The 23343-nt window shown below is 54.0% G+C and carries 18 protein-coding genes and 1 tRNA gene; 13 read left to right on the top strand and 6 right to left on the bottom strand.

Annotated elements, in window-relative coordinates; all coding sequences use genetic code 11:
- The 5 genes from ACXADZ_RS18585 to ACXADZ_RS18565 all read right to left on the bottom strand — a co-directional run bounded on the left by ACXADZ_RS18585 (position 1) and on the right by ACXADZ_RS18565 (position 2765).
- Positions 1-789, bottom strand: coding sequence for an autoinducer binding domain-containing protein (locus ACXADZ_RS18585; RefSeq protein ID WP_475198754.1), 789 nt, complete (start codon positions 787-789; stop codon positions 1-3).
- A gap of 187 nt (positions 790-976) precedes the next feature.
- The gene (locus ACXADZ_RS18580; protein WP_475198752.1) at positions 977-1303 is read right to left on the bottom strand and encodes a hypothetical protein; all 327 of its coding nucleotides are present in this window, start codon (positions 1301-1303) and stop codon (positions 977-979) included.
- Between the two features lie 40 nt (positions 1304-1343).
- Positions 1344-1838 (bottom strand): hypothetical protein, encoded by a 495-nt coding sequence (locus tag ACXADZ_RS18575; RefSeq protein ID WP_475198750.1) that lies wholly within the window; start codon positions 1836-1838, stop codon positions 1344-1346.
- A gap of 203 nt (positions 1839-2041) precedes the next feature.
- Positions 2042-2353 (bottom strand): hypothetical protein, encoded by a 312-nt coding sequence (locus ACXADZ_RS18570; protein WP_475198748.1) that lies wholly within the window; start codon positions 2351-2353, stop codon positions 2042-2044.
- A gap of 327 nt (positions 2354-2680) precedes the next feature.
- Positions 2681-2765, bottom strand: a tRNA-Leu gene (locus tag ACXADZ_RS18565).
- A gap of 699 nt (positions 2766-3464) precedes the next feature.
- On the opposite strand from ACXADZ_RS18565, the gene ACXADZ_RS18560 reads away from it, so the two are divergent.
- The 13 genes from ACXADZ_RS18560 to ACXADZ_RS18500 all read left to right on the top strand — a co-directional run bounded on the left by ACXADZ_RS18560 (position 3465) and on the right by ACXADZ_RS18500 (position 20600).
- The gene (locus ACXADZ_RS18560) at positions 3465-3887 is read left to right on the top strand and encodes a hypothetical protein (protein WP_475198745.1); all 423 of its coding nucleotides are present in this window, start codon (positions 3465-3467) and stop codon (positions 3885-3887) included.
- A 2-nt stretch (positions 3888-3889) separates the two neighbouring features.
- Positions 3890-5902, top strand: coding sequence for a dynamin family protein (locus ACXADZ_RS18555; RefSeq protein ID WP_475198744.1), 2013 nt, complete (start codon positions 3890-3892; stop codon positions 5900-5902).
- Between the two features lie 8 nt (positions 5903-5910).
- Positions 5911-7653, top strand: a complete 1743-nt coding sequence (locus ACXADZ_RS18550) for a dynamin family protein (protein ID WP_475198741.1) — start codon at positions 5911-5913, stop codon at positions 7651-7653.
- Between the two features lie 51 nt (positions 7654-7704).
- On the top strand, positions 7705-8106 hold the full coding sequence (locus ACXADZ_RS18545; protein ID WP_171671117.1) for a hypothetical protein: 402 nt from the start codon (positions 7705-7707) through the stop codon (positions 8104-8106).
- A 23-nt stretch (positions 8107-8129) separates the two neighbouring features.
- Entirely contained in the window at positions 8130-9002 is an 873-nt protein-coding gene (locus ACXADZ_RS18540) for a hypothetical protein (protein WP_475198738.1), read from the top strand.
- 66 nt (positions 9003-9068) lie between these two features.
- Complete coding sequence (locus ACXADZ_RS18535; RefSeq protein WP_475198736.1) at positions 9069-11111, top strand: dynamin family protein; 2043 nt, start codon at positions 9069-9071, stop codon at positions 11109-11111.
- The gene (locus ACXADZ_RS18530; RefSeq protein WP_475198733.1) at positions 11108-12394 is read left to right on the top strand and encodes a dynamin family protein; all 1287 of its coding nucleotides are present in this window, start codon (positions 11108-11110) and stop codon (positions 12392-12394) included. Before ACXADZ_RS18535 ends, ACXADZ_RS18530 begins: the two co-directional genes overlap by 4 nt.
- 339 nt (positions 12395-12733) lie before the next feature.
- The gene (locus ACXADZ_RS18525) at positions 12734-14905 is read left to right on the top strand and encodes a serine/threonine-protein kinase (protein ID WP_475198731.1); all 2172 of its coding nucleotides are present in this window, start codon (positions 12734-12736) and stop codon (positions 14903-14905) included.
- 202 nt (positions 14906-15107) lie between these two features.
- Positions 15108-16154: an FHA domain-containing protein gene (locus ACXADZ_RS18520; protein WP_475198729.1), complete on the top strand. Its 1047-nt coding sequence runs from the start codon at positions 15108-15110 to the stop codon at positions 16152-16154.
- 3 nt (positions 16155-16157) lie between these two features.
- A complete protein-coding gene (locus ACXADZ_RS18515; protein WP_475198727.1) occupies positions 16158-16940 on the top strand; it encodes a PP2C family protein-serine/threonine phosphatase in 783 nt (260 codons plus the stop codon).
- Positions 16941-16961: 21 nt separating this feature from the next.
- Positions 16962-18224 carry a transporter substrate-binding domain-containing protein gene (locus tag ACXADZ_RS18510; RefSeq protein WP_171185492.1) on the top strand — a complete coding sequence of 421 codons (1263 nt, stop codon included), beginning with the start codon at positions 16962-16964 and terminating at the stop codon, positions 18222-18224.
- A gap of 44 nt (positions 18225-18268) precedes the next feature.
- Positions 18269-19375: a peptidoglycan-binding protein LysM gene (locus ACXADZ_RS18505; protein ID WP_475198724.1), complete on the top strand. Its 1107-nt coding sequence runs from the start codon at positions 18269-18271 to the stop codon at positions 19373-19375.
- A 190-nt stretch (positions 19376-19565) separates the two neighbouring features.
- Positions 19566-20600, top strand: a complete 1035-nt coding sequence (locus ACXADZ_RS18500) for a glycosyltransferase family 2 protein (protein WP_475198721.1) — start codon at positions 19566-19568, stop codon at positions 20598-20600.
- A 470-nt stretch (positions 20601-21070) separates the two neighbouring features.
- Here the strand turns inward: ACXADZ_RS18500 and ACXADZ_RS18495 are convergent, their stop codons facing one another.
- Positions 21071-23284: an NADP-dependent isocitrate dehydrogenase gene (locus tag ACXADZ_RS18495; RefSeq protein WP_475198719.1), complete on the bottom strand. Its 2214-nt coding sequence runs from the start codon at positions 23282-23284 to the stop codon at positions 21071-21073.
- Positions 23285-23343 lie beyond the last annotated feature (59 nt).

Below are 23343 nucleotides of genomic sequence, written 5' to 3'. Positions count from 1 at the left end.
TTACGGCTCGATGACACCATAGATTAACGCGCGCGACACTGCATGCACTCTGTTGCGCGCATTCAAGCGTTTAGCCGCATTCTTTATGTGCAGTTCGATTGTTTTGTCCGCAACGGACAGCTTGAAAGCGATTTCCTTGTTGGTCAGACCAGCGGCAACCCACAGCAAACACTCTTTTTCGCGAGAAGAGAGCGGAAAAAACTGTCGCATCATATCGCCCTCTTGCACTCGGGAATGAAACAGCATGGCGATGCTTTCAATCAGCGGAGTTGCGCGCGCAACAATCTTGTCCCCTTCTTTGTCGTTTTCAGCGTCAAAACACACGCCTGTCCCGCCCTGTTTCCAGTTCGATGCATCCCGAACGGGAACAGTAATTCCGTAGGCCATTCCAAACTCTTTCATAGAGTTCAGAAAGAAATCCGATTTTTCAGTCTGGTACTTTTTTGCGCGGGGGTCTCGCCACGAGATCGGTCGGTAATCTTCGGTCAATGCATATTGAGCAAATGGGTCGTGATCAATGTAGCCCTCGTCAAGGTACAGCTTGTTGAACTCTTCAACATGAGACGACATCGCGACAACCTCGGAAGCAATCGAACGGCCAACAGTCTTTGGGAAAAGGCCGTAAACTGCGCTCTTTACTCCGAGTTGAGACAAAGTGTCGGAATAGTGTGACCAAGCAAGATCAACGGTTGCTGCATTTGACAGCTTTTCAGAAAACTCAAGAAGATTACTTGTTCTTTCTTTGTCGATATAAGTAATTCTTTTCATTTCGCACTTAACAAATACCACTCACCAATGCCGTTTATCTTGGCGTCGAAATGATCAGCCCGTCAAGTTATTTAGATCAAAGGGAAATCGCCGAAGTTGCACACACGCGTTCACGATGCGCGGTCACGTGGCGCTTCGATTTGCTGTACCCGCTGACAAAAGGCGAAGAATGCAAAACTACGTTAATTTTTCAAAGGCTGGCAGAAGGTCAACTGCCGCATTGTTTCTTTGTCTTGCTTTCAAAGTTCAGCAAAATCATAGATAAGGCCGCCATATCGAGAAACCCTTCAAATCCAGCCTCTTTTCGAAGCCTTTCGGCTTCGACCTGGTCTCCTTTTGCACCAGCCATGACTATGGCAAAAACTTCCTCATCAAGATCGGTTTTGGCCAGTTCGTATTGACATGTACAATACCCCTTCGAGCTTGCCCCCATATTTAGGCAAAAATCAACAAAAGCAGACTTGTCTCGGTCTCCCCAACACCCGGCAAGCACTAAAGCCACAGATGGGATGGCGATAAACCTAACGATCTTCATAGTTATCCTCGCTTGTCCAAGCGTTCTTAAATCCTAAGCCTCAGTTCTCATAAACAACGGCTTCTGCACAGTCTTCTTCGCCGATGCGACAGCTTATGTCCGTTAAGTGAACCTCGAATGAGGCTTCGCAAGCTTGTTTCGGCAACTCCACAAACAACGTGCTTTTCCCGCTCGGCAGGTCGACATAGCGCACATGGTCGGATCTGGAGTAGGCGTTACGCGGACCACCTGTCCATTTATCCTTGAATATATCGTACTTAGGTTCCTGTGCCGCCAGAGGGTCCATTACAGTGACCTCAAAGCCTAGGTGGTGAATGATTTCTGAATTGCCGTTTTCCAGCTCAAATCGCACTGCGCAATTCTCCAGGCTCATACCAAATAAAGAGCTGCTGCTTTTCACCGAACCAATATGGCGCAACGAGATTTCTTTGGGCTTGCAAGCCGCTAAAAAAATGAATGAAAAGAGTACGGCGAAACCAATTTTCGCCCAAACACCAAACACTTGGCGCAGGCTCCTGTTCCTATAGCTGTCCACTATGTTGCTCCTTGATGCTACTGGCTGAAGCAGTGCCCTAGAAAACCGGGAACTATCGGTATGCAAGTTCCAAAATCCTGGCGCTGCACTGTTTTGGCAGGGCAGGGCTGCATTTAGCGCGTCATGTTTGACAACACGCCTTTTGAGCGGATTTGGCTAAAGATGACGAATATCGGTACAATGATACCAATCGCGGCGACATACTATAAAAATGTGAACCAAATTCCAAAGCCTACAGTTGATCGCCGCACGTTGATAAAGCCAGCCCCGGCAACCAGCGCGAAAGTAGCAATCTTCAGAACCAATGCATTTGTAGGATCATATGTTTGGGAGTTCGGGTTGCTCATCAAAGCACCAAACAACAGCGTTCCGAGACTGAGGACAACGAAAACAAAAGTCCAATTAAAAACCATGTTGAAGCCATAGATTTCCCTGGCTTTTCTGGCTTGATTCATCAGAACAAAGATTGAGCCCAATACAAAGGCAATAACCAATAACACATTAAAAGCTTCCATGAAGCTTGTTCTCCTTTCGATTTGTTACGCGAAACCTTGCACTTAGGTGCCGCCACGCATTGGATTGAATGCTGGTATTAAAATCGCGTAATCGACAAAGTCGAAGAATATAGGATTTTCCCTAGGTTGGTGCGAAACCTCTTAGTCTTTGCATCGGAGCCGTTGTCCACAACAATCCACTGTCAGCACAACGCTTTAGCGATTTGCTTCGGCTTACAAGGGCGAGGTCTGGATTGTGAGCCGCGGTTGGAATCCCGTGGCGAAGACCTCAGAACAGTTAGGATCGAATTCACGAATTCAACGGTATAATCAAGATTATGTTAAATTTGGTGCGGGTGGAGGGACTTGAACCCCCACGCCTTGCGGCGCCAGAACCTAAATCTGGTGCGTCTACCAATTTCGCCACACCCGCAACCAAGCGCCGTAGCGCCAGACTGGGGCGCTGATAACAAAGCTTGCGTCCGAGTGCGAGAGGTAAATTGGGCTAAATGTGAACTTTGTTGCCTTGATTGAAGCACGCCTGTCGCTCTGATTTGGAGCACAAGCAAAACAAGGTCGATTTGAACCCCCAACAAAACGACTTGAACTAGTTTCACGGGAACTTCTGGTCGCCTTGAGCCGTTTCTTCCATCCTTATTCTTCGCGAGATCCATTCGAAAGCTCCAGTTTTTCGCCATCCTCGCTGACGCGTTTACGTTGAGCGATCAAAGAAAGTGTTTTCTTCTTTGGCTTCAACGGTGAGGCGTAATTCGTCCTTGCGAGGCAGACAAATTGCCCTCAACACAGTTTCCGAACAGCATTATATCCACATTACTGAATATTAATCAGTGCTTTAGCAATCCACTTGCCACACACCATACTCAAAGACTCTACATAGTTGCCGACAGCAGGCACGGTAACCGAAGAAAATTGCTATGCTCGTATGGGTTGAGGCATTCTTATGTGAGCGCCGCCATGAAGCCGCCACATTTCAACCGCCAAAAAATCTTATTCGCGTCAAAATAAGACCGCCTTGAAGGGTCTTCTTGTGTGACAGGAGTTAATGAGTCTTTTTCGCCACTTTGGCATCGGTACGAGTCTTCTGCTCAACTCCAGTACAAGGTTTTCTATTGTGACCGATCTAAACCCTACCGTTGCCGCCGAGCAAGACGCTGTCTTCTTCGCTCGCGAGAGTTTTCTTGGTGAACTCAAGACACTGAACCGAGATCATCCCAATACGGGCTTTGGTATTTCGCTGCGCACCCACTCGGGTGAACACTATCTTTTGGCGAATGCCAGAATGCCTTTGCCTGCCGCGAAATCACACGGATTTCCCACTGGACGCCGTGTCGCGTGCCTTGAGAACGGCGACCGGTTCAGCTCGATCGAAGTCTTGGCGGACTCCAAAGCTTACGAAACCATTTCTCCGCGTGCCGAGGCCGAGATTTTGGGCAATGCCCTGGATTTGATCGCACGCATCGACACTCTGACAAGCATCCCTGCGGGTCGCGTGCCGCACGAACCCCAGATTGCTGCTACGGGAACCGGAGGTTAAGCATGGCGCGCAACGATCACCTTTTGTCTGTCGGCAACGAAGCACTGGCACCGATGACCTCTGCCATGACGTCGCTGACGGCGCAGATCGATCAACTGACTGAGGTGGCTGATGCGCGCTCCTCGGCACGTCTGGCGACCCTCAAGACGCGGATGGAAAATTTCACCGCCAGCATCACAATGGTGGGCCAGGTCAAAGCAGGCAAGTCATCCATTGTGAATATTCTGGCCGGGCGCCCTGCCCTGCTGCCGTCGGACGTCAACCCGTGGACATCTGTGGTCACGACCCTGAACATCAACACACGCCCGCCAGGCGACACCAAAGCCAAGTTCACATTCTTTGAGCAGGAGGAATGGGACAACCTGATGGTCGGCGGCGGTCGTTTAGGCGAACTTGCGAACCGGGCTGGCGCAGATGACGAAATGGATGACATCCGCCGTCAGATTGGCGAAATGAAAGCCAAATCAGAAGAACGCCTTGGCAAGCATTTTGACCTGATCCTGGGTCAGAGCCATCAGTACGATCACTTCGACGAAGAACTGATCCAACGCTATGTTTGCCTGGGCGACGAAGATGATCCGGACATTGATCCGAAAACCGGGCGATTTGCCGACGTTACAAAATCGGCTGAGCTTTACATGGATATTCCGCAATATCCCATCGCGCTGAAGCTGTGCGACACACCGGGTGTCAACGACACATTCATGGTGCGCGAACAGATTACGCTGCGCAGTCTGCGCGGGTCTGAGGTTTGTGTAGTCGTCTTGGCTGCAAGCCAGGCGCTGACCACAATGGACATGGCTTTGATGCGTATTATTGCGCAGTTCGAAAACCGCCAGATTGTCCTGTTCGTTAACCGCATCGATGAGCTTTCTGATCCCGTCAACCAAGTTCCAGAAATCCGCGATCGCATTCAGGATACACTGAAGCAAAACAATATCGACACCAATACCAGCGTCGTTTTTGGCAGTGCTCTGTGGGCCGAAGCAGCCTTGACCGGAAACCCGGACATTCTGACCGAAGAGGCGCGCGAAGCGCTGAACACATTCTACTTGGCCGCAGGTTTCGGTGATCAAGCGGCATCGCTGGACAAGATTTGGGCCCTGTCCGGCCTGCCCGATCTGCTTTTGGCTATCAATGAGCGTATTGCCGAAGGCGCAGGAACACGGCTGATGGAACGTGTACGCCACCGTGCACGTAATATAGCAAGCCAAATCCGAGCTACAGCAGTCGCGAAAAACCTGTCCGAAGGTGAAGGTGTTACCAGAGACCTGGACGGCGTGTCACCAGAAGACGCAATCAACACCGTGTCGGCGGAATATGAAAAGAAAGCGGCAGAACTGACAAATGCCTTGCGCGACAAAGTGCTGGAACGTCTGAACTCGGCTGAATCCAGCTTTGTCAAACGCGCAACAGACTCTTTGATCGCCCATCTTGAGAAAAACGGCGAACAAGGTACGTGGCAATACGACCCTGCGGGCTTGCGGACGCTGCAAAAGGCAGCCTATTTCAGCTTCGCCCGGGCGATGCGCAAAGACGCCGGGGCGCTATATGCCACCGCGGCAGCGGATGTCGAAGCCCTGTATCACAAGATTTTGGGCAACCATCTGGGTGAATTCAGCATCGAAGCACCCATCGTGCCCCGTGTTCCACCTCCGCTGGGCATTGGCCGGACTATTGCGCTGGACTTGCAAAGCACTTGGTGGCGTCGATGGTGGCAAAGACGCAAAGGGTTCGAGGCTTATGCTGCAGACTATACACGTCTGATCGCGTCCGAAGCAAACTCGATCACCAAGGACATTGAAGAAAACCAGATTGCCGCGGTGCTTGAAAACGTCCGCGCAACTCTGACGGACTTCATGCGCGAGCAGAAAGAAACACTGCTGAGCATTTCGGCATCGGCTGACAAAAATGCAGGCCAAACTGCAGCGGCGATGGCGGGTTTGCAGCCTCAGAAATCCAAAGATGAGATTCTGGGTGACATCCTAAAAGATCTAAGCAACGAAGCGGCATAAGTAGAAAAATGGCAAAAGACTCACAAACACGCTTTGTTTCACCGAAGGCATGGGAACGTATCGAGCATTGGTCCCGCCGCAAGCCGGTTTTTGCCCTGATGGGCGAATTCAGCGCCGGCAAGTCTACGTTGATGAACTTTCTGCTGCGAACGCAGACCTTGCCGACGCAGGTCACCGCGACCCAATTGCCGCCGGTCTGGTTCAGCTGGGGCAATCGCGCTCCTTACGTCAAACGTCACGACGGAAGCATTGAAGTCATTGAGCTGGACGACCTTGAGAGCGTTGGCGTCAACGATGCACAGTTCATACGTGTCTTTCTTGAAGCCGACATTCTTGAGGCGGTCGACCTGATCGACACCCCCGGTATTTCGGATCCAAAAATCTCAACCGATGTTTGGCAACGCGCCGTCGGCCAGGCAAATGGTGTCTTGTGGTGCACCCATGCGACCCAAGCCTGGCGCGAGACGGAGCGCGCAACTTGGGTTTCTTTGCCCGAACGCCTACAGCACAACTCGCTGCTTTTGATCACACGGGCGGATGCGCTGAACATCAAAGACCGTCAAAAAGTTCTGCGCCGCGTGAACCGTGAAGCGGGCCACTTGTTCAATCGGTCCATTCTGTTTTCTGCGCGCGATGCGATCGTCGCCCGCGACAAAACCGGTGACGCCGAAATGTGGTCGCGTAGCGGTGGTGGAAAGATGATCGACAGCTTCCTTGAGATCACAGAGCAGATCATGGAAAACCGCGCCGACCAACTGGCCCGGTATCAGATCGACAAGAGTCAACCGGATGCGCCGAAAGTGCAACCCGTGCGGCCAGCGCGGAAATCGGACGGAGAGGTACAGTCAGAAGCCGCACCGTTGCGGTTGGTCAACCCAGTGGACTCGGAAGCTCAGTCAGAACAGAGTGATGCTGCGGTCGTCACAAGCTTTCCCGTTCGCCCCGCCAGAGTGGAACGACGCACAGACGAAGCCGAACGCGTGCGTATCAACGCGGAAGAGGCCGAGCGCTTGCGGGCTGAAATGGTCTCGGAACCCGAGCCGCCGACGCTGGAAGAACCAGATACAAGCGATGATCTACGTGCCTTTTTCAAGGACAAATCGAATGATCCGCTGGAACTGACCAGTGTAGCCGGGTTGGATGACACCGTCGATGAATTCGACTTGTCAGGTGGTACCGATTTCGACGATGAAACTGACGATCTTCTTGACGAGGACACCGACATCGAAGACGTCAGCGCTGCGGCTGACGAGGAAGATACATCTGAGGATGTTCTGGCTTCGTTGAACACAACCTTGCAACACGAAACGTTGGATGAGGACGCTGCGGTGGATCACATCCGAGACGTCGAAGAACCTGAAGATCGTGGGATTGAAGTCTCGGTTTCGTCTATTGCCGCTTTGATGGCAGCCCAACCCGGAAACAATGCCGACGATTATGAACCGGAGCCCGAAACCAGCGGGCTGATTGAAGCTGCCTTGCCGGATCAGGTGGACGCGAATATTGCAGTGCTTGGGGAATTGCCAGAGGTCGCGGTTGGCTCACCCCTGAGCGCATCGGACATGTGGCGTGAGATTGCGAACAGCGCGGATCTGCCCAAGGATGCAGATGGGCTCAGAAGCGTGTTCCAAGCGTTTTTGGTAGAGTTCGACCAAATCGCGATCGAACACAGCGAAAAGCAGACAAAGGACGCATTGCAACCCATTCCAAAAGCCAAAGAGAACAGCGCAGCAGAGTGGCACGTATTGTGATGAAAGCCGAATCGATCTAACAGAAACACATTAATAAAAACAAGGACTTAAATGTCTATTCAGGACGCCTTGAGCACAGCGATCGAAACAATACCCGACTGCATCGCAGCCGGGTATGTCGATATGGAAACCGGGATGTTGCTGGGCAGTTGCGTTTCGGAGCCAGACAGCACGGAATCTCTGGATACGTTGGCCATCGCTGTGGCCAACCTGTTTCAAGGGCGCGGTGTGGCTGCGTTCGAGGCGCTTTTGCGTCAGGCCGGGGGCGAAGAGTCGGAAAACACTGGGTTTGGGGAAATCGCAGTGTTTTCAAAAGATCGCCTTAATATTTTCCTGCGGACCAAGGAATATCCTGATCACGTGGTCTGCTATATCTGCCGCAACAGCGCAAATGTCGGGTTGGCGCTTACAAAATCACATCTCAGTCTGGGGCCGGTCGCGGCCGCAGTTTGAACGGGACCAGAGGGGGTCACGGTATGATGGACACTGACATTCTGGACATGCTCGAAGACATCGGGCGGTCCTCGGTTGCGCGGCTGTCACCAGCGGTAACGATCGCGGGCGAGTCCGCTGCAGCGAGGCGTAGCGCTGTTTTGCATGCTATTCGTGGTACTGTTCTACCTCGTCGGCTGGAATTCACGGCTTCTAATGGCGCGTGTCTGGCCATCGAAGTGAACAGTTCACGTGTCACAGATGTTTTCCAGGTGCCGACTGGACCGAAGCCTGACTTCGAAACCGAAGGGCGCGGTGAGTTGGTCGAAAAACTGGCTCAACTTGTGTCTGACATCGCAAACGCCCCTGCCCCGCTTGAAATGATGTCCGGCAAGCCGGATTCAGATCTTGAGGCAGACGACGTTGGCTTGACCTACAGTGAAATCGTAGGGGCCTGCGCGGCCATCGAACTGTCTGCTGAACCGATTGTTTCGGTGGTGCCGGATGTCAAGATGCTCACGGAGGACGAGCCTCTGCCAGCTCAGATGGAAGATACAGAAACACTTCTGGCACAAGAGTTTTTTGACGGTGCCAGGCGTTTTGCATCTGGCCGCGTTTTGATCGACAGTGTGGAAAAAACCGCCCTGTCCTATGCGGACTCTTGTCAGCCTTCCGAAGATATGCATCCCGACCAGAACGTTGTAGCTCGTTTTGCTGCGGATCTTGCAGGCTGGGATAACGACACTCGGGACGAGTTTGACGGCCCCCACCTTATCGTCATGCGCCCATCTGGAGGTAAGAGTGCTGGAATTGCAGCGCTCAGCGACACCGGGCAAATCGCCGTTGCCATCCACGACGCGCGCAAACTGGGGGCGGTCGTCAGTCTGTGGACGTCTTTGCAGGGGGACAAGGAATGACTTCCCCCCGAGCATTCAAATTTTCGATTAATTCAATCCGATTTTTTGTGACCAAGGTAGTGAGTAATGAGTGAAACACATCGCCGCGAGCTTATCCGCATCGCAGAAGATATGAACGAAACCAGCAATGATGAAACGCGTCATTTCATTTCGCGTATCATCGGAGATCTGGGAAGTCTGAAGCCGTCAATCGCCTTTGTCGGGCAGATCAAAGCTGGTAAATCCCGTCTGATCAACGGGTTCACGGGTCAGGCAGAGTACCTGCCATCGGACGTCAACCCATGGACCACCGTGATCACCGATATGCATTTCGGGCATCCATCCGGCCGTACCGATGGGGCTGAATTTCATTTCTTCGACAACCACCAATGGCAATCCCTGATCGCCGAAGGTGAAGAACTGCGCAACATGTTCCCCGATGACGAGGACAGCTATAAGCGCGAGATGATCGAAGAACAGGTCGAGGCCATGAAGAACCGGGCGCGCCTGCGTCTGGGCGACAGCTATGAGCAGTTGTTGGGGCAACACCACGATCTGGATGAACTGAACTCAGACGACCTGGCGCGTTACGTCTGCGCGGGCGATGATCCTGCTGAGGATGGCAGCGTTGACCCCGGCAGTGATCGTGGACTTTACAGTGACATCACGCGGAAGGCCGAAGTCTATTTTGACATCGGGCATTTCCCGTTTCCCTTAACTGTAACGGATACTCCGGGGGTCAATGACCCCCTGCTGATCCGTGAAGAGATTTCGCGCCAATACCTCAAGGAATCCGATTTCTTTGTGGTGGTTCTGTCCGCACATCAGGCTTTGTCGCGCGCAGACCTGAAACTATTCCGTCTGATGCAGGCTTTGGAGCTTGGCCAGATTGTTGTGTTCATCAACCGAGTTGATGAATTGGGCGACGGCCCCGAGGATGCGGCCAAGGTCCGTTTTGATGTTCTGGACGGGTTGGAAAAAGCGCTCGGCAATTCTGATATCGATGTGCTGATGGGCAGTGCTCAATGGGCGCACTATGCTTTGACCGGCGATGAGACCGGTGTGAATCATGATCATGTTCTGGCGTGGCTGCGGGCGCATCCGGAACAGATGAAACAATATCTAAACGGCGTGGCCGAAATCAAACAAGGCCCAGGTCCGATCAGTCGAGAGGCTGTATTGCGCTTTGCAGCAATGATCGCCTCTGGTCTGCCTGATCTACGCCGGCACGTCACCAAAGCCCTCACTGACGGGCCAATTGACGAACAGCTTCGTATGTCATGGCAACACCTTGACAGTTTCGCAAGGGGCGAGCTTGAGCGGTCTCAGGTTCATTTGCGTGCGTTGAAGGACGAAAACAGCTCGGGTACGCGCAACACTGAAGACAGTGACAAGACGCTTGGCGAATTGCGCAAATTGGTTGCCGATAAGACCCAGGACATCACACGGGACATGGATGATGTCCTGTCCAATCTGCGTGGTGTGATGGATGACACGGTTGCCGAATCCGTCTCGGCCGTGGTGCGTGGGCCAAATGGTCAATCACCTCTGCTGGCCAAGGGGGGCGCAACTGAGCTGAACTTTACCCCGTTGCGCGAACACATGCGGGAACTGGTGCAAGGTGCATCGCAAGTGGTTCGCCAGCGTATGCTGAGCGAACTCTATGCGATCGACATGCAATGCAACGCAGCTTTACGCGCATTGCCGGGTTGGCAAGAGCCCGTCGACAATCGCATGAACACCAGCGCAGTTCGCTGGTTCAGGCCAGACACCACTGCCCTCACCCGTGGAATTACGGTTGAATTGCGTGTAAACTGGTTGTCGCGCCTGATCTCGCGCAACAGTGTCGTTACGCGGGCCGAACGAATGATTGTGCAAGAGTTCGAACTGATCGGAGACGATTTGATCGACACCACACGAGACAACTTGCTGGAACGGCTGAACACAGTTTTGGATCACTATGTCGCGCTGTTGGCGGGTCATTTTGAACACCGTTCTGGTGCCGGTGAATTGAATGCTCAGGCCGAAGCACAAGCTGCATTCGACAGAGCACGCCGAATTGCTTCGGATCTGGAGAGCGTCTTTGGAACTGGCAATGCGGACGAACGACAAGCAGAGGCTGCGGAATGATTGAATTTCCCGGAACCGAACAGGAAGTGCACCAGCTGGAGCGCTTTCTGACCGCGACTGAAAAACTGTCGTCGGACGAGACTTTGAAGGATATGCGCGCAAGGGCTCTGGCCCACGCTGAACGGCTGTCCAACGCGGTCAATATCGGGTTTGCCGGGGAATTTGGTGCGGGCAAGTCGAGCCTCGCAAACATGCTGGCCGGTGCAGATATTCTGCCCACCGGTCCGCAACATCTGAAACTGCCGCTGGTGATTGTAGCTTACGCCGAAACGCCTGAAACAACTGTAGGCTGGTGGAACCAAGAGCCGAAGACATATTCCGGTATCGCCCTTGAAAAAGCGGCGGCGGACGAGCCTGATTTCATCTCGGTGGGGATCAATACGCCTGCGCTTAAGGAAATTTCCCTGTTTGATCTTCCTGGTTCGGGTGCTTTGGACGACACCTATAAAAATACGCTGGATCTGCTGAAATTTGTCGACTGCGCCATCTGGTGCACAAACGGTACAAACGCGTGGCGCGAGACTGAGCGCCACCTGTGGTCGAAAGTGCCACCTGAACTGCGCTCGAATAGCCTGCTTGCTGTAACACACGCAGACTTGCCGCCGGTACAGGGTTCACTGGACCGCGTTTTGGCTCGTCTTAACAAGGAAAAGGAAGGGATGTTCCGCGAGGTCGTTCCGATTGGCACTCCGGTGGCGGTCAAGGCAATGGCTCAAGAGCCGGAACCCGACTTCGCACTTTGGGAAACTTGCGGAGGACAGAACCTTGCCGAACAAGTTCTGGACGTGGCCTCAAACCGGCGTCGCAATGACCTGGAGGCCGCTCAGAAAGACTTGCAGGATGAATTCCTGCCGTATCTTAAAGAGCTACAGGGACCCGAACCGGAACCGGCTCTTTCGGATACTGCAACAATGCAATCCGCGTTAGGCTCCGCCCTGCCCCCCTTGAACAACCCCATTCTTGAAGACTGGCTGGCCGCGATTGCAAGCATTTACGAAGATCTGCGCGAGTCCTCGGATATTGAGCCCGCCGCCTTCTTGCAAAGCTGTCAGGAGATTGTCGAAGACTTTGCGGAACGGCTTGAGCAAGGCGGCGAAATTGACCCTGAAGCGGATTGGATTCCTGCCGAGTTTGAAAAGGCAACCGACTTGCTTTTGTTGTTGCAGTTCGAAAGCGGCGATGCACCACTAAAGGATGCAATCAGCATACTTGCACAGTTGGGAGACAACCTGGCATGGGCCGGCAGCACGGTTGCCGCAGCTCAGTCCAAAACCGGCACTTGATAATCTCCCGTTAAGATTGAGCGCATTTCAGCGATTCGAAGGGCCGAGGAATCGGTCCTTTATTGTTTCGAATTCGTAGACCAACCGGCTAAATTTGGGGTGTACGTTTTCAATGCCGTCGCCCCATTTATCAATATATAGATATTTTGACACCCAAATAACTATATATGCTATAGATCGAAAAACGATCCATAGTGAAGCCATCAGGCGGCCCCAATAAAGTCAAATTTGAAACGTCTAACCGTTCTTAAGTGTCCTGCGGTTGTTTTTGGTTGTGAGTTCGTGGGCTGTTGGCCCTGTTAGATTTAGCCGCAAAACGAGTAGAACGGGCGGATTGAAATGAGCCACAACCAGGCTGTCGGTGCGACGCACGACGAACCAAAAATTGAAGGATTGCAACCGGGCGCAAAATTGCTGCGCGGTCAGTATGAGATCCTCCGCTTTCTGAGCAACGGGGGATTTGGGATCACCTATCTTGCGCGCGACAGCCTGGAGCGCGACGTGGTGATCAAAGAGTGTTTCCCTGGTGCTTTGTGTCGGCGCAACGGTGATCTGGTCGAACCAAACGACCCCGCTTACAAAGAAGACCTGCGCGCGATCATTGACCTATTTATTCAGGAAGCCCGCAATCACGCACGCCTTGTGCATCCCAACATCGTCGATGTGCATCAGGTGTTTGAAGACAATGACACCGCATACATCGCAATGGATCTGATCCGCGGCTGCGATCTGCTGGATTATGTTGAAAACCCGGAAAACGATGCAGGCCCCGATTTCATCGTGCAAGTCACGGAGAAGATGCTGTCTGCGGTTTCGTTCATCCACCAAAGCGGCATGTTGCACCGCGACATTTCACCGGACAACATCCTGATCGATGAGAACAGCGATCCGGTCCTGATCGACTTTGGCGCGGCGCGGGAGCAGGCTGCAAACAAATCCGCGGCTTTGCTCACCCTTCGTGTCATCAAAGACGGGTATTCTCCGCACGAATTCTATGTACGGGGCGCCGAGCAGGGGCCGAGCAGCGACCTGTATGTACTGGCTGCAACGCTGTACCATGCCATCAGTGGTGAACGCCCGGTCGATGGCCAGAGCCGCTTGAACGCCTTTAACAACGGACAGGACGATCCCTATTCCCCCCTTGCGGGTCGTTTCGAAGGGTATCCCGACGGATTCCTTGAAGCGATTGACAAGGCGATGGAAGTTCACACGACAGATCGCTTGCAGACAGCGCTGGATTGGTTGCGCATGTTCCGCGGCCCGGGTGTTATGTTTGATACCTTTGCCTATCGCCCGGTCTCGGTGATCGTGGGCATGGACCGGAAAGACAAAGAAGAAGAAAAGGCGCGGATCAAGGCGGAAAGTGAAAACGCCGAAGCCGTCGTGACTGCGCTGCTGGCTGGAAACTCCGATATCGTTGTTGGCAACGACGACAAGAAGAATGAGGATCTGGCAAAACTCACCGTGAAAGAAGAAACGCCTGTCGCTGTCGATACTGTGGTTCAAAGCGGTTCTGGCGGCAGCGGCAAACTGATCGCTGGTGTGGCAGTGGTTGCGGTTGCTCTGGCGGCTGGTGGATATTTTGCGATGTCTGGTGATAAGCCTGAAGCACAGGTTGAGGCACCTGTTGCGCAAGCTGCTGAAGAAGCGCAGGCAACCGAAGCTGCAACGCCAGCAAGTGAGGTCACCAGCACAATAACGGAAGAGCCCGAAGCTGAAACCGCAGCAGTGCCAGAGCCAGAAACTGCACCTCTAGCAGAAGAGCCTGTCGAGCAGGCACAAGCCGAGACTGCGGAGACAGTTGTCACAGAAACAGCGCCCGCAACCCCTGACACGTCGGAAACTGAGGCTCAGGTCGCTACCGTCGCAGTGGCGGAACCAGAGGTCGCTGCATCTGGTGCTACTCCAGCGGAACAGCAGGTATCTTTTGCCCATTGGGATGTAGAAATTCCTTTCCAGACGTCTCGCCGTCGCGGTTCGACCGGGCCTACCATCGCTGTGACCGGCCTCAACCCAAATCAGGACATGAGTGTGATTGGCGATTGGGTGCAGCGCGGCGCGGTGATCTTTACATTGAATGGAAAGCCCGTCCGCGAGGACGCCACTTTTGCGGCTCAGGTATTGGACAAGTTGAGCATCGACCCTGACGGCTATACCCGTGTGGCCGCCCGCTATCGTCCGCTTGGACAAACCCGGGCACAAAATGGGCTGCTTGCCCTGCCAGTGGTGCGCTCGGTCGGGCTCGAGAACGGTTACACCTTTACCGTCAGCAGTTCGGATGATGAGGGCTGGAAAACTGTGGTGGAATCAGTTCCGTCCGACGCCGCAGGCGGCCTGCAAAGAGGTGACGTCCTGCTGAGCGAAAGCCAATCCCGCATGAACCTGGATGGATCGGAAAGCCTGGACGCGATGCTTGTAGAGCTGGTCGCTGAGGGTCAGCCGGAAGCTAATCTAACCGTCCTGCGCAATGGTGCAGAAGCCGCTGCAACCATGCAGCTTGCACAGGAGTGATCTGACCGGTTCGTTTGTGATCTGCCAGCGTGTGTTTGCTGAGGGTGGCAGCCAGTTTTGTCACCCCGGCGGGGACCGGCCCGCCGCAGAGAGTACCAGTTCCCTTGAGTACCCGATGAGTGTCTCCGCGCTTGCGTGTGCGGGATAAGTAGCAGCCTACGGCACAGGAAATTCGTGCCGCCAAATCAAAGGTGTCGACACCATGTTCAAATACAAAAGCCCTCTGAGCCGGCTTCTAGAAGGTGCCGGCAAATCCAAAGAAGAAGATACTTCGGAAACCACAGACGCGGTAGAAACCCCTGCAGCTGAAGGCGAAAAACAAGAGCCCATTGCGGACTTTAACGCTCTACGGGCGGCGCTGGCTGGTGGGAACATGACGTCCGAGTCCTACGAGGAAACGGATGAACTGATCCCCGAAGAGAAAATGCCCGAATTCGACGAGGCCGAGGCCGAGGTCGCTGAAAACGTCGAAGAGTCCATTTTCGCCGAAGACACAGCAAGCGAGGATGACGCACCGGAAGAAATCCTGACCGCTGAGATCGCTGAAGAAGAGGAAGTGGTCGAAGACGAACAGATCATCACCTTGCATATTGCCGATGACCCGGCGATGACCCCTGTAGAAGTGACCTCAGCAAGCACTGTGGTTGAAACGGTGGAACCGGAAGCTGAGGAAGCCGCGCAAAAGGTGGTTGCCGAAGCAGCAGAGGCCCCGGGGCAAGAGCCGGAACAGACCGTTGAACCGGTTGCTGAGGCAGTCCAGCCCACGCCCCCTGCCGCTGCTCCGACGGAAGACCGCCGTTCGCGCGTCAAAACAACCTTCTTGGGTTTTGAGCGTGCAGATACGCACGTGCAAGAGTTGATCGAAACCTCGGAACCCGTCGCCAAGACCGAGGCCGCACAAGAGACCTTCCCCGTTGGCTGGCTGGTCGTTACGTCCGGGCCCGGTCGCGGTGCCAGCATCACATTGACCGAAGGCCTGATGCAGATTGGTCGAAATGATGACCAGGCAATCCAACTCGACTTTGGCGACACCGGTATCTCACGTTCGAACCATGCCGTCATTGCCTATGATCCTGAAGATCGAAAGTGTTACCTGGGTCATGGCGGCAAGGCCAACCTTGTACGTCTGAACGGCAAGCCCGTGTTGAGCACCGTGGCCTTGTCCAGCGGTGATTTGATCCGTATCAGCGAAACCTCCATCCGATTTACAGCCTTCTGCGACGAAGGTTTTGATTGGCGGGATTCCTGATAAATGCTGGCAACTCCGGCATATGATGTTGCGCTGATCCTGAACCAAGGTCAGCGAGAGACGCAGGAAGACGCCATCGCGGCGCGCATGTTCAACTCGTCGGATGCGGGCTATGTCGTGATTGCCGATGGTATGGGCGGTCACGACGCCGGTGAAGTCGCGTCAGAAATGGTGATTTCAGCCTGGCGTGACGCGTTGGACGCAGAACTTGAGGCGGAAACGCTGAACGAAGGATCCGCGATTGATGCCCTTCCATTGGCGGCCATGCAGGCAAATGCAGCGATCGCCAACCATAACGAGGCGCAGGGACAGGGCTTTAACATGGGCTCGACCTTATTGGGTGTCTTGCTTCTGGGGCAGCGCGTTTTCTGGATTTCCATCGGGGACAGCCCTCTTTTTCTGTTCCGCGACAACACGTTGACGCAGATCAATGAAGATCACTCAATGGCGCCCGTGATCGATGCGAAACTGAGCGCGGGAGAGATCACAGAAGCTGAAGCGCGGGATTTGGACCGAAACCAACTGACTTCCGTGATCATGGGCGGCGCTATTCCCAAAGTGGATTGCCCCGAACATCCCATGCAGGTCACATCAACGGATATTCTGATCCTTGGCAGTGATGGCTTGCAGTATCTCAGAGACACCGAAATTCAATCGGTTCTGAGCAAGCACCAACACTCTCTGGCTCAGGATATCGCCGAGGCGTTGCTGTTGGCGGTTCAGGCCAAAAACGATCCGGATCAGGACAATCTGTCCATCGCTGTCGCGAAATTCACAAGAACATAGTCAGGCAAAGCAACAGGACCCATGAAAAAGCACCTCATCATATCCAGCCTTGCTCTTGCTGCCGCCACCGGCGCAGCGTCAGCGCAAGAGGCTTGTACCAGCTACGAAATCCAACGTGGTGACAGCCTCAGAGAATTGGCGATTGAAGTTTATTCTACCGAAGACTTCCGCATTATCTTCGACGCCAACCGTGACGTCATTGGGTCGAATCCAAACATAATCCGTGTTGGCGATGTACTGGAGTTGCCGTGTCTGGAAGATGTTGGCCGTGCTCCGGCTCTTGCGGACACCGAAGCAGAACGTCTTGCTGCGGAAATGGCAGCAGAGCTGGTAAAAGCCGCCGAGGAACGCGCCGCAAAAGCTGTGGCTGAGGCCGAAGCCCGTGTGGCAGCAGCCGAAGCGGAAGCAAAGAAAGCCAGTGAAGAGGCAGTCGTCGAAGCACGAGCCGCAGCCAAAGAAGAAATTGAGGCCGCCCGATCAGAAGCCGCTGCGTTGATCCGGAATGCCGATGCAGGAGAGCGTCCGGAAATTCGAGACCGGCAGCTTTTGTTGATCACCGGCGGGAACTATGCCCCCTTTACTGACGAGGCGCTGCCAAACCGTGGGTTGTATACCAACCTTGTTGAAACGGCCATGCTGCGTGCAGCACCGGAACAGTCCTACAAGATCCAGTTTGTGAACGACTGGTCATCTCATCTGGATCTGTTGATGCCAACACTAGCATTTGACGGAACCTTCCCTTGGTCGCGCCCAAACTGCGAAGAGCCTGAAGCCCTGTCAGAAAGCGATCGCTCGCGCTGTGAAACCTATAACTTTTCGAACCCGTTCTACGAAGTTGTGGACACCTTCTTTGCCTTCGAAGGCTCGGGGTATGAAGAGGCGCTGAGCTATGCCGACTTTGCAGGCACAACGATTTGCCGTCCCGAAGGTTGGTCGACCTCTCACATGGACGCCGTCAGCCTTTACGAGCCGATCATCACTTTGTTGCGTCCGGTTTCGCCCGACGATTGCTTTCATGCGGTGATCGAAGGCCGCGCGGATATTGTCGCAATCGAAGCCCATCTGGCGGTCGAAGCAATCCAACGCCTGGGATACGAACACCGCATCATCGAAAACCCCAACCTGGCGGCGATTAAGTCGCTTAACGTCATGACCCACAAAGATAATCCTGATGGGGAGGCGATCCTTGAGACGCTTAATCAGGGTCTGGCAATCATGCAGCAATCCGGAGAGTGGCGCGACATCGTGTCGACCGCTCTGCGGCATCAAATGGAAAATGGATAAGGCCCCAACTGGCCTGACAAAACTAAAGTCTGGAGGACGTGGACATGTTTGAATTCAACCTTAAAAAAGTAGCCCTGTCGGCCACCGCCGTTACAGCACTGACTGCTGGTGCAGCCGCAGCACAGGAAGCTTGTACCAACTACACAGTTCAGGACGGCGACACGATGGCGACTATCGCAATCGCTGCCTATGGCACCTCGAACTATCAGCCGATCTTCAACGCGAACCGCAACGAGATCATCAACCCGAACGCTCTGGAGCCGGGCCTGGTACTGGCGCTGCCTTGCGAAGACGGGAGCCTGCCCAACGGCCGAACTGCTCAGGAAATCATCGCAGAAGAAGAAGAGCGCGCGGCGAGTGTCAAGCGTTCCAACGTCTATGCGCCTCCCATCAAGATGGTTGCCGGTAACGGCTGGGAGCCGTTTACAACCGAGAACCTTAGCGGTGGCGGCATCATGACTCGTCTGGCGACGACCAGCCTTCAGCGCGCGGGTAACCAACGCGATTATTCGGTCAGTTTCGTTGATGACTGGAGCTCGCACCTTGATACCCTGTTGCCACTTGGTGCGTTTGACATCTCCATCGCTTGGACTGTCCCGGATTGCACAAACCGAACATACGAATGGTCGGCTGAAACAACTGCCCGCTGCACCCAGTTTGTTGCCTCGGTGCCAGTCTACGACGTTGTCGGCGGCTTCTTCACTCTGCCGGAAAGCCAGTATGCAAGCGCTACGGATTTCAGCGATCTTGAAGGTTCCACCATCTGCCGGATGGCAGGTTGGAGCATGGTTGTTCTGGAAGAAGTCGGTTTGAACCGTGAGAATACAACCGTCGTCCAGCCGAATTCCGCGCGTGAATGCCTGGATGCGGTTTTGACCGGCACGGCTGATGTGGCCGCGTTCGAGGTTGATCTATTCGCATCCACGATGAACGATATGGGCTTGACCTCGTCTGATATCATTGAAAACCCATATGTTTCGACACTGTCGTCGATGAGTTTCCTGGCGCATCGTACAAACCCGTTCGCGCGCGAGTATATTGCGATGATGAACAAAGGCCTAAACGAAATGCGCGAGTCCGGTGAATGGTACGCGATTATTTCGGACTCGCTGCGTGAACAAAATGCAAAACTGAACGCAGCTTCGAACTGATCCCTCGGTTCAGCTGAAACTATGGGCCGGTCTACGCACCGGCCCTTTTTTCTTTCAGGAAGCGTCCAATTTCTTCGGAAGACAAATTTTGGCCGTTTATCTGCTGCATAACCGCCTCATAGGCACAGCATTCTGAGCCTGAAGCGCAATCATCATTCCCCTTGCGGGACCGCAAAAGCATGAGTGACGCATGATACAAGGTGCCTTGGATCTCAGGAAAAAATCGGTAACGCCGGTGAACAGGCCGGATTTGGACATTGCCGTGATCTTACCGTGCTACAATGAAGCGATTGCCATTGGTGAAACCGTAAAACAGTTTCGTGCTGCCCTGCCCGATGCAGTCATTTACGTGTTTGACAACAATTCCACAGACGACTCGGTCAAGATCGCGGAAGAGGCCGGTGCGCTGGTCTTCTCTGAGCCTTATCAGGGCAAAGGCAACGTTGTGCGCAGAATGTTTGCCGATGTAGATGCCGATGTCTACGTCATGGCGGACGGAGATGCGACGTATGACAGCTCGGCTGCTCCGGACTTAATCAACCTGTTGGTTTCGCAGAACCTGGATATGGTCAATGGCGCGCGCGTGAATGATCAAACGGATGCTTACCGTCGCGGACACAAATTCGGGAATGCCCTGTTCAGCGGGCTCGTGAAGTTCTTTTTCAAAAGTAAAATCAACGATCTGCTGTCCGGCTATCGGGTTTTTAGCAGGCGTTTTGTCAAAAGCTTTCCGGCAGTATCGAACGGGTTTGAGATTGAAACTGAACTCACCGTGCACGCGATGCAGATGCGTATGCCGATTGGCGAAGTGGAAACCCGCTACTTTTCACGACTGCCGGATTCGAACTCCAAACTGGCCACTTTTTCGGATGGTTGGCGCATTTTGAAGATGATCGGCCTTCTGATCAAAGACGAAAAACCCATCTCGTTTTTCCTGTCCTTGGCCGCGTTGGCTTTCTTACCTTCGCTGCTGGTCTTTATTTCGGTTTTCCGCGAGTTTCTGGATACAGGGCTGGTTGACCGGATTCCATCACTGGTCGTTGCCGTATCGGGGTTTGTTGCTTCGATGCTGTCGATTGTATGCGCACTTATCCTGCAATCTCTTGCCCTCGCACGGCGAGAGGCGCGCCGCATGTCCTACCTTCAGTATGAAGGTGTCGCTGCCTCAGGGGTGAACCGGATGCAAACTTCCCTTGCAAAAGCCAAGTCACGCAAATTCGCCTGACGGGCATCGTATTTTCAAAAATTGGTTTACTGCACCCAACACCGTTTGCGTGCTCTGTATCTCCGTGTCGGTTGATACGGACTTTTCCCGATCTCGGGCTTCAAAAAGCAAAATGACCAGCACCCCAAATGCTGGTCATTTTCTGAGTGAGTGATATAGCCCTAAGGCCTCACCAGTGAAATTCTCTGTTACCACACGTTTAACGTAGTGTGATGGTCGCAGCTATTGGGGGAATCCCGTAGGTCAGTGCAGTTTCACTCCATCGTATTGAAAAGATTTGCTAATTTTATTCCACTGTGTTCTCGGACTCCTGTGAGTTTCAAACGAGCACCCGCGACCTAGAGAAAGCTCCAAATTTTTGTGACACCATAACTTTGGGCTGACCGAGCCCCAAAAAAATAGGGGCCGCACTGTGTGCTGGCCCCTGGTGGCATACATGACAAATGCCTAAGCACCTGCTGTTATTTTGATTAGCCGATAATCGCGTTCAGTGTTGCGCTGGGGCGCATCACAGCGGCCGTCTTGGCCGGGTCTGTGTGATAGTACCCTCCCAGATCCGCAGCAGCACCCTGAGCAGCAGCCAGTTCAGACAGAATTTGCCCTTCCTTACCTGCAAGTTCGTTTGCCAAAGGCGCAAACTCAGCGGCCAAATCGGCATCATCGGATTGTGCGGCCAAAGCTTCTGCCCAATAGCGTGCGAACCAATAGTGGCTGTCGCGGTTGTCCGGCTGACCCACTTTGCGGCTTGGTGAGCGATTGTTGTCCAGAATGCCCTGCGTTGCAGCTTCGGCAGCAGCACCCAGAACACCTGCCTTGGCGTTGCCTTTGCTGTCTGCAAGGAAGTTCAGAGATTCACCAAGAGCACAGAACTCACCCATCGAGTCCCAGCGCAGGTGGTTTTCCTCAACCAACTGCTGCACATGCTTCGGAGCGGACCCTCCTGCCCCGGTTTCAAACAATCCGCCGCCATTCATCAGTTTCACAATCGACAGCATCTTGGCCGAAGTGCCCAGCTCGAGGATCGGGAACAGGTCGGTCAGATAGTCCCGCAGCACGTTGCCGGTGATGGCAATCGAGTCGTTGCCAGCCGTGATGGTTTCCAGCGATTGACGGGTGGCTTCGCGCGGGGCCATGATCAGGAACTTGTCGGCAACGCCAGCGGCCTCGAGCGCCGGTTTGACGTATTTGATCAGTTCGGCATCATGGGCGCGGTTTGCGTCCAGCCAGAAAATCGCCTCGGACCCGGTCAGGCGCTGACGGTCCATCGCCAGTTGGATCCAGTTCTCGATCGGTGCTTTCTTGACGGTGCAAGACCGCCAGATATCACCGGCCTCGACCTCGTGGCTATGCAACGTTTCACCATTCGCAAGAACGATGCGGATCGTACCATCGGCAGGGGCTTGGAACGTGGTCGGGTGCGAGCCATATTCTTCGGCCTTCTGTGCCATCAGGCCGACGTTAGCGACTGCACCTGCGGTCGCTGGGTTTAACGCACCGTTGGCTTTGAAGAACTTGATGGTTTCGTCATAGACCGGCGCGTAGCAGCGGTCAGGGATCACACAATTGGTGTCACCCTTGGCGCCTGTCTCATCCCAACCCTTGCCGCCTGCACGGATCACGGCAGGCATAGAGGCGTCGATGATTACGTCTGAGGGCACGTGCAGGTTGGTGGTACCACGATCCGAGTCGACCATGTACATCGACGGACGATCACCTTTGATCGCATTGATGGCGGCCATGATATCGGCGTTGTCCTTCACACGATCCAACAAGTCACCCAGGCCCGAGTTCGGGTTCACACCCAGTGCGTCCAATTCGGCACCGAATTGCTCAAACACCGGGGCCAGCCACGCTTTGACGGCATAGCCGAAGATGATCGGGTCGCTGACCTTCATCATCGTCGCCTTCATGTGCAGCGAGAACATGGTGCCGTCTTTCTTGGTGTCCTCGATAGCGTCGGCCAGGAAAGACGACAAAGCCTTGACCGACATGAAGGTAGCGTCGGCCACAGTGCCTTCTTCCAGCGGCCAGACGTCTTTCAGAACGGTGACGCTGCCGTCTTTGCCGACAAACTCGATCTTGGCGTCACCGGCCTGAGCAGCGGAAATGGTTGCGGATTTTTCATTGGCATAAAAGTCGTTGCCGGTCATGGACGACACTTTGGTTTTGCTGTCCGAGACCCACTCACCCATAGAATGGGGATTCTTTTGGGCATAGTTCTTTACGGCACGAGCTGCGCGGCGGTCGCTGTTGCCCTCACGAAGAACTGGATTCACAGCGGAACCCTTGATCGCGTCATACCGAGCGCGAATTGCTTTTTCTTCGTCCGTGGAAGGTTCTTCCGGGTAAGCGGGGATGTCGTATCCCTGCGACTGAAGCTCTTCGATGGCGGCAACCAACTGTGGGACCGAGGCCGAGATATTCGGCAGCTTGATGACATTGGCGTCCGGTGTTTTTACCAGATCCCCCAAAGCGGCCAGATCGTCGGTGATGCGCTGCGCATCTGTCAACTTCTCGGGGAAGGTTGCCAGAATGCGCCCAGCCAGTGAAATGTCCTTGGTTCCAACGCTGACGCCCGCTGCAGATGCGAACTTGCGGATGATGGGCAGGAACGAGGCGCTGGCCAGCTCGGGCGCTTCGTCTACAATGGTATACAATATGTCGAAGTTCGATTTTTCTGCCATATTCTTTTACCTTTTTTAAGCCTTTCGGGGCGTGCGATCTAAGAGTTAAGGGCCGCAAT

This window comes from Ruegeria sp. ABM4_193, assembly GCF_056158705.1.
Note: the sequence above shows the minus strand (reverse complement) of the source record. Positions and strands in the feature narration are given on the sequence as shown.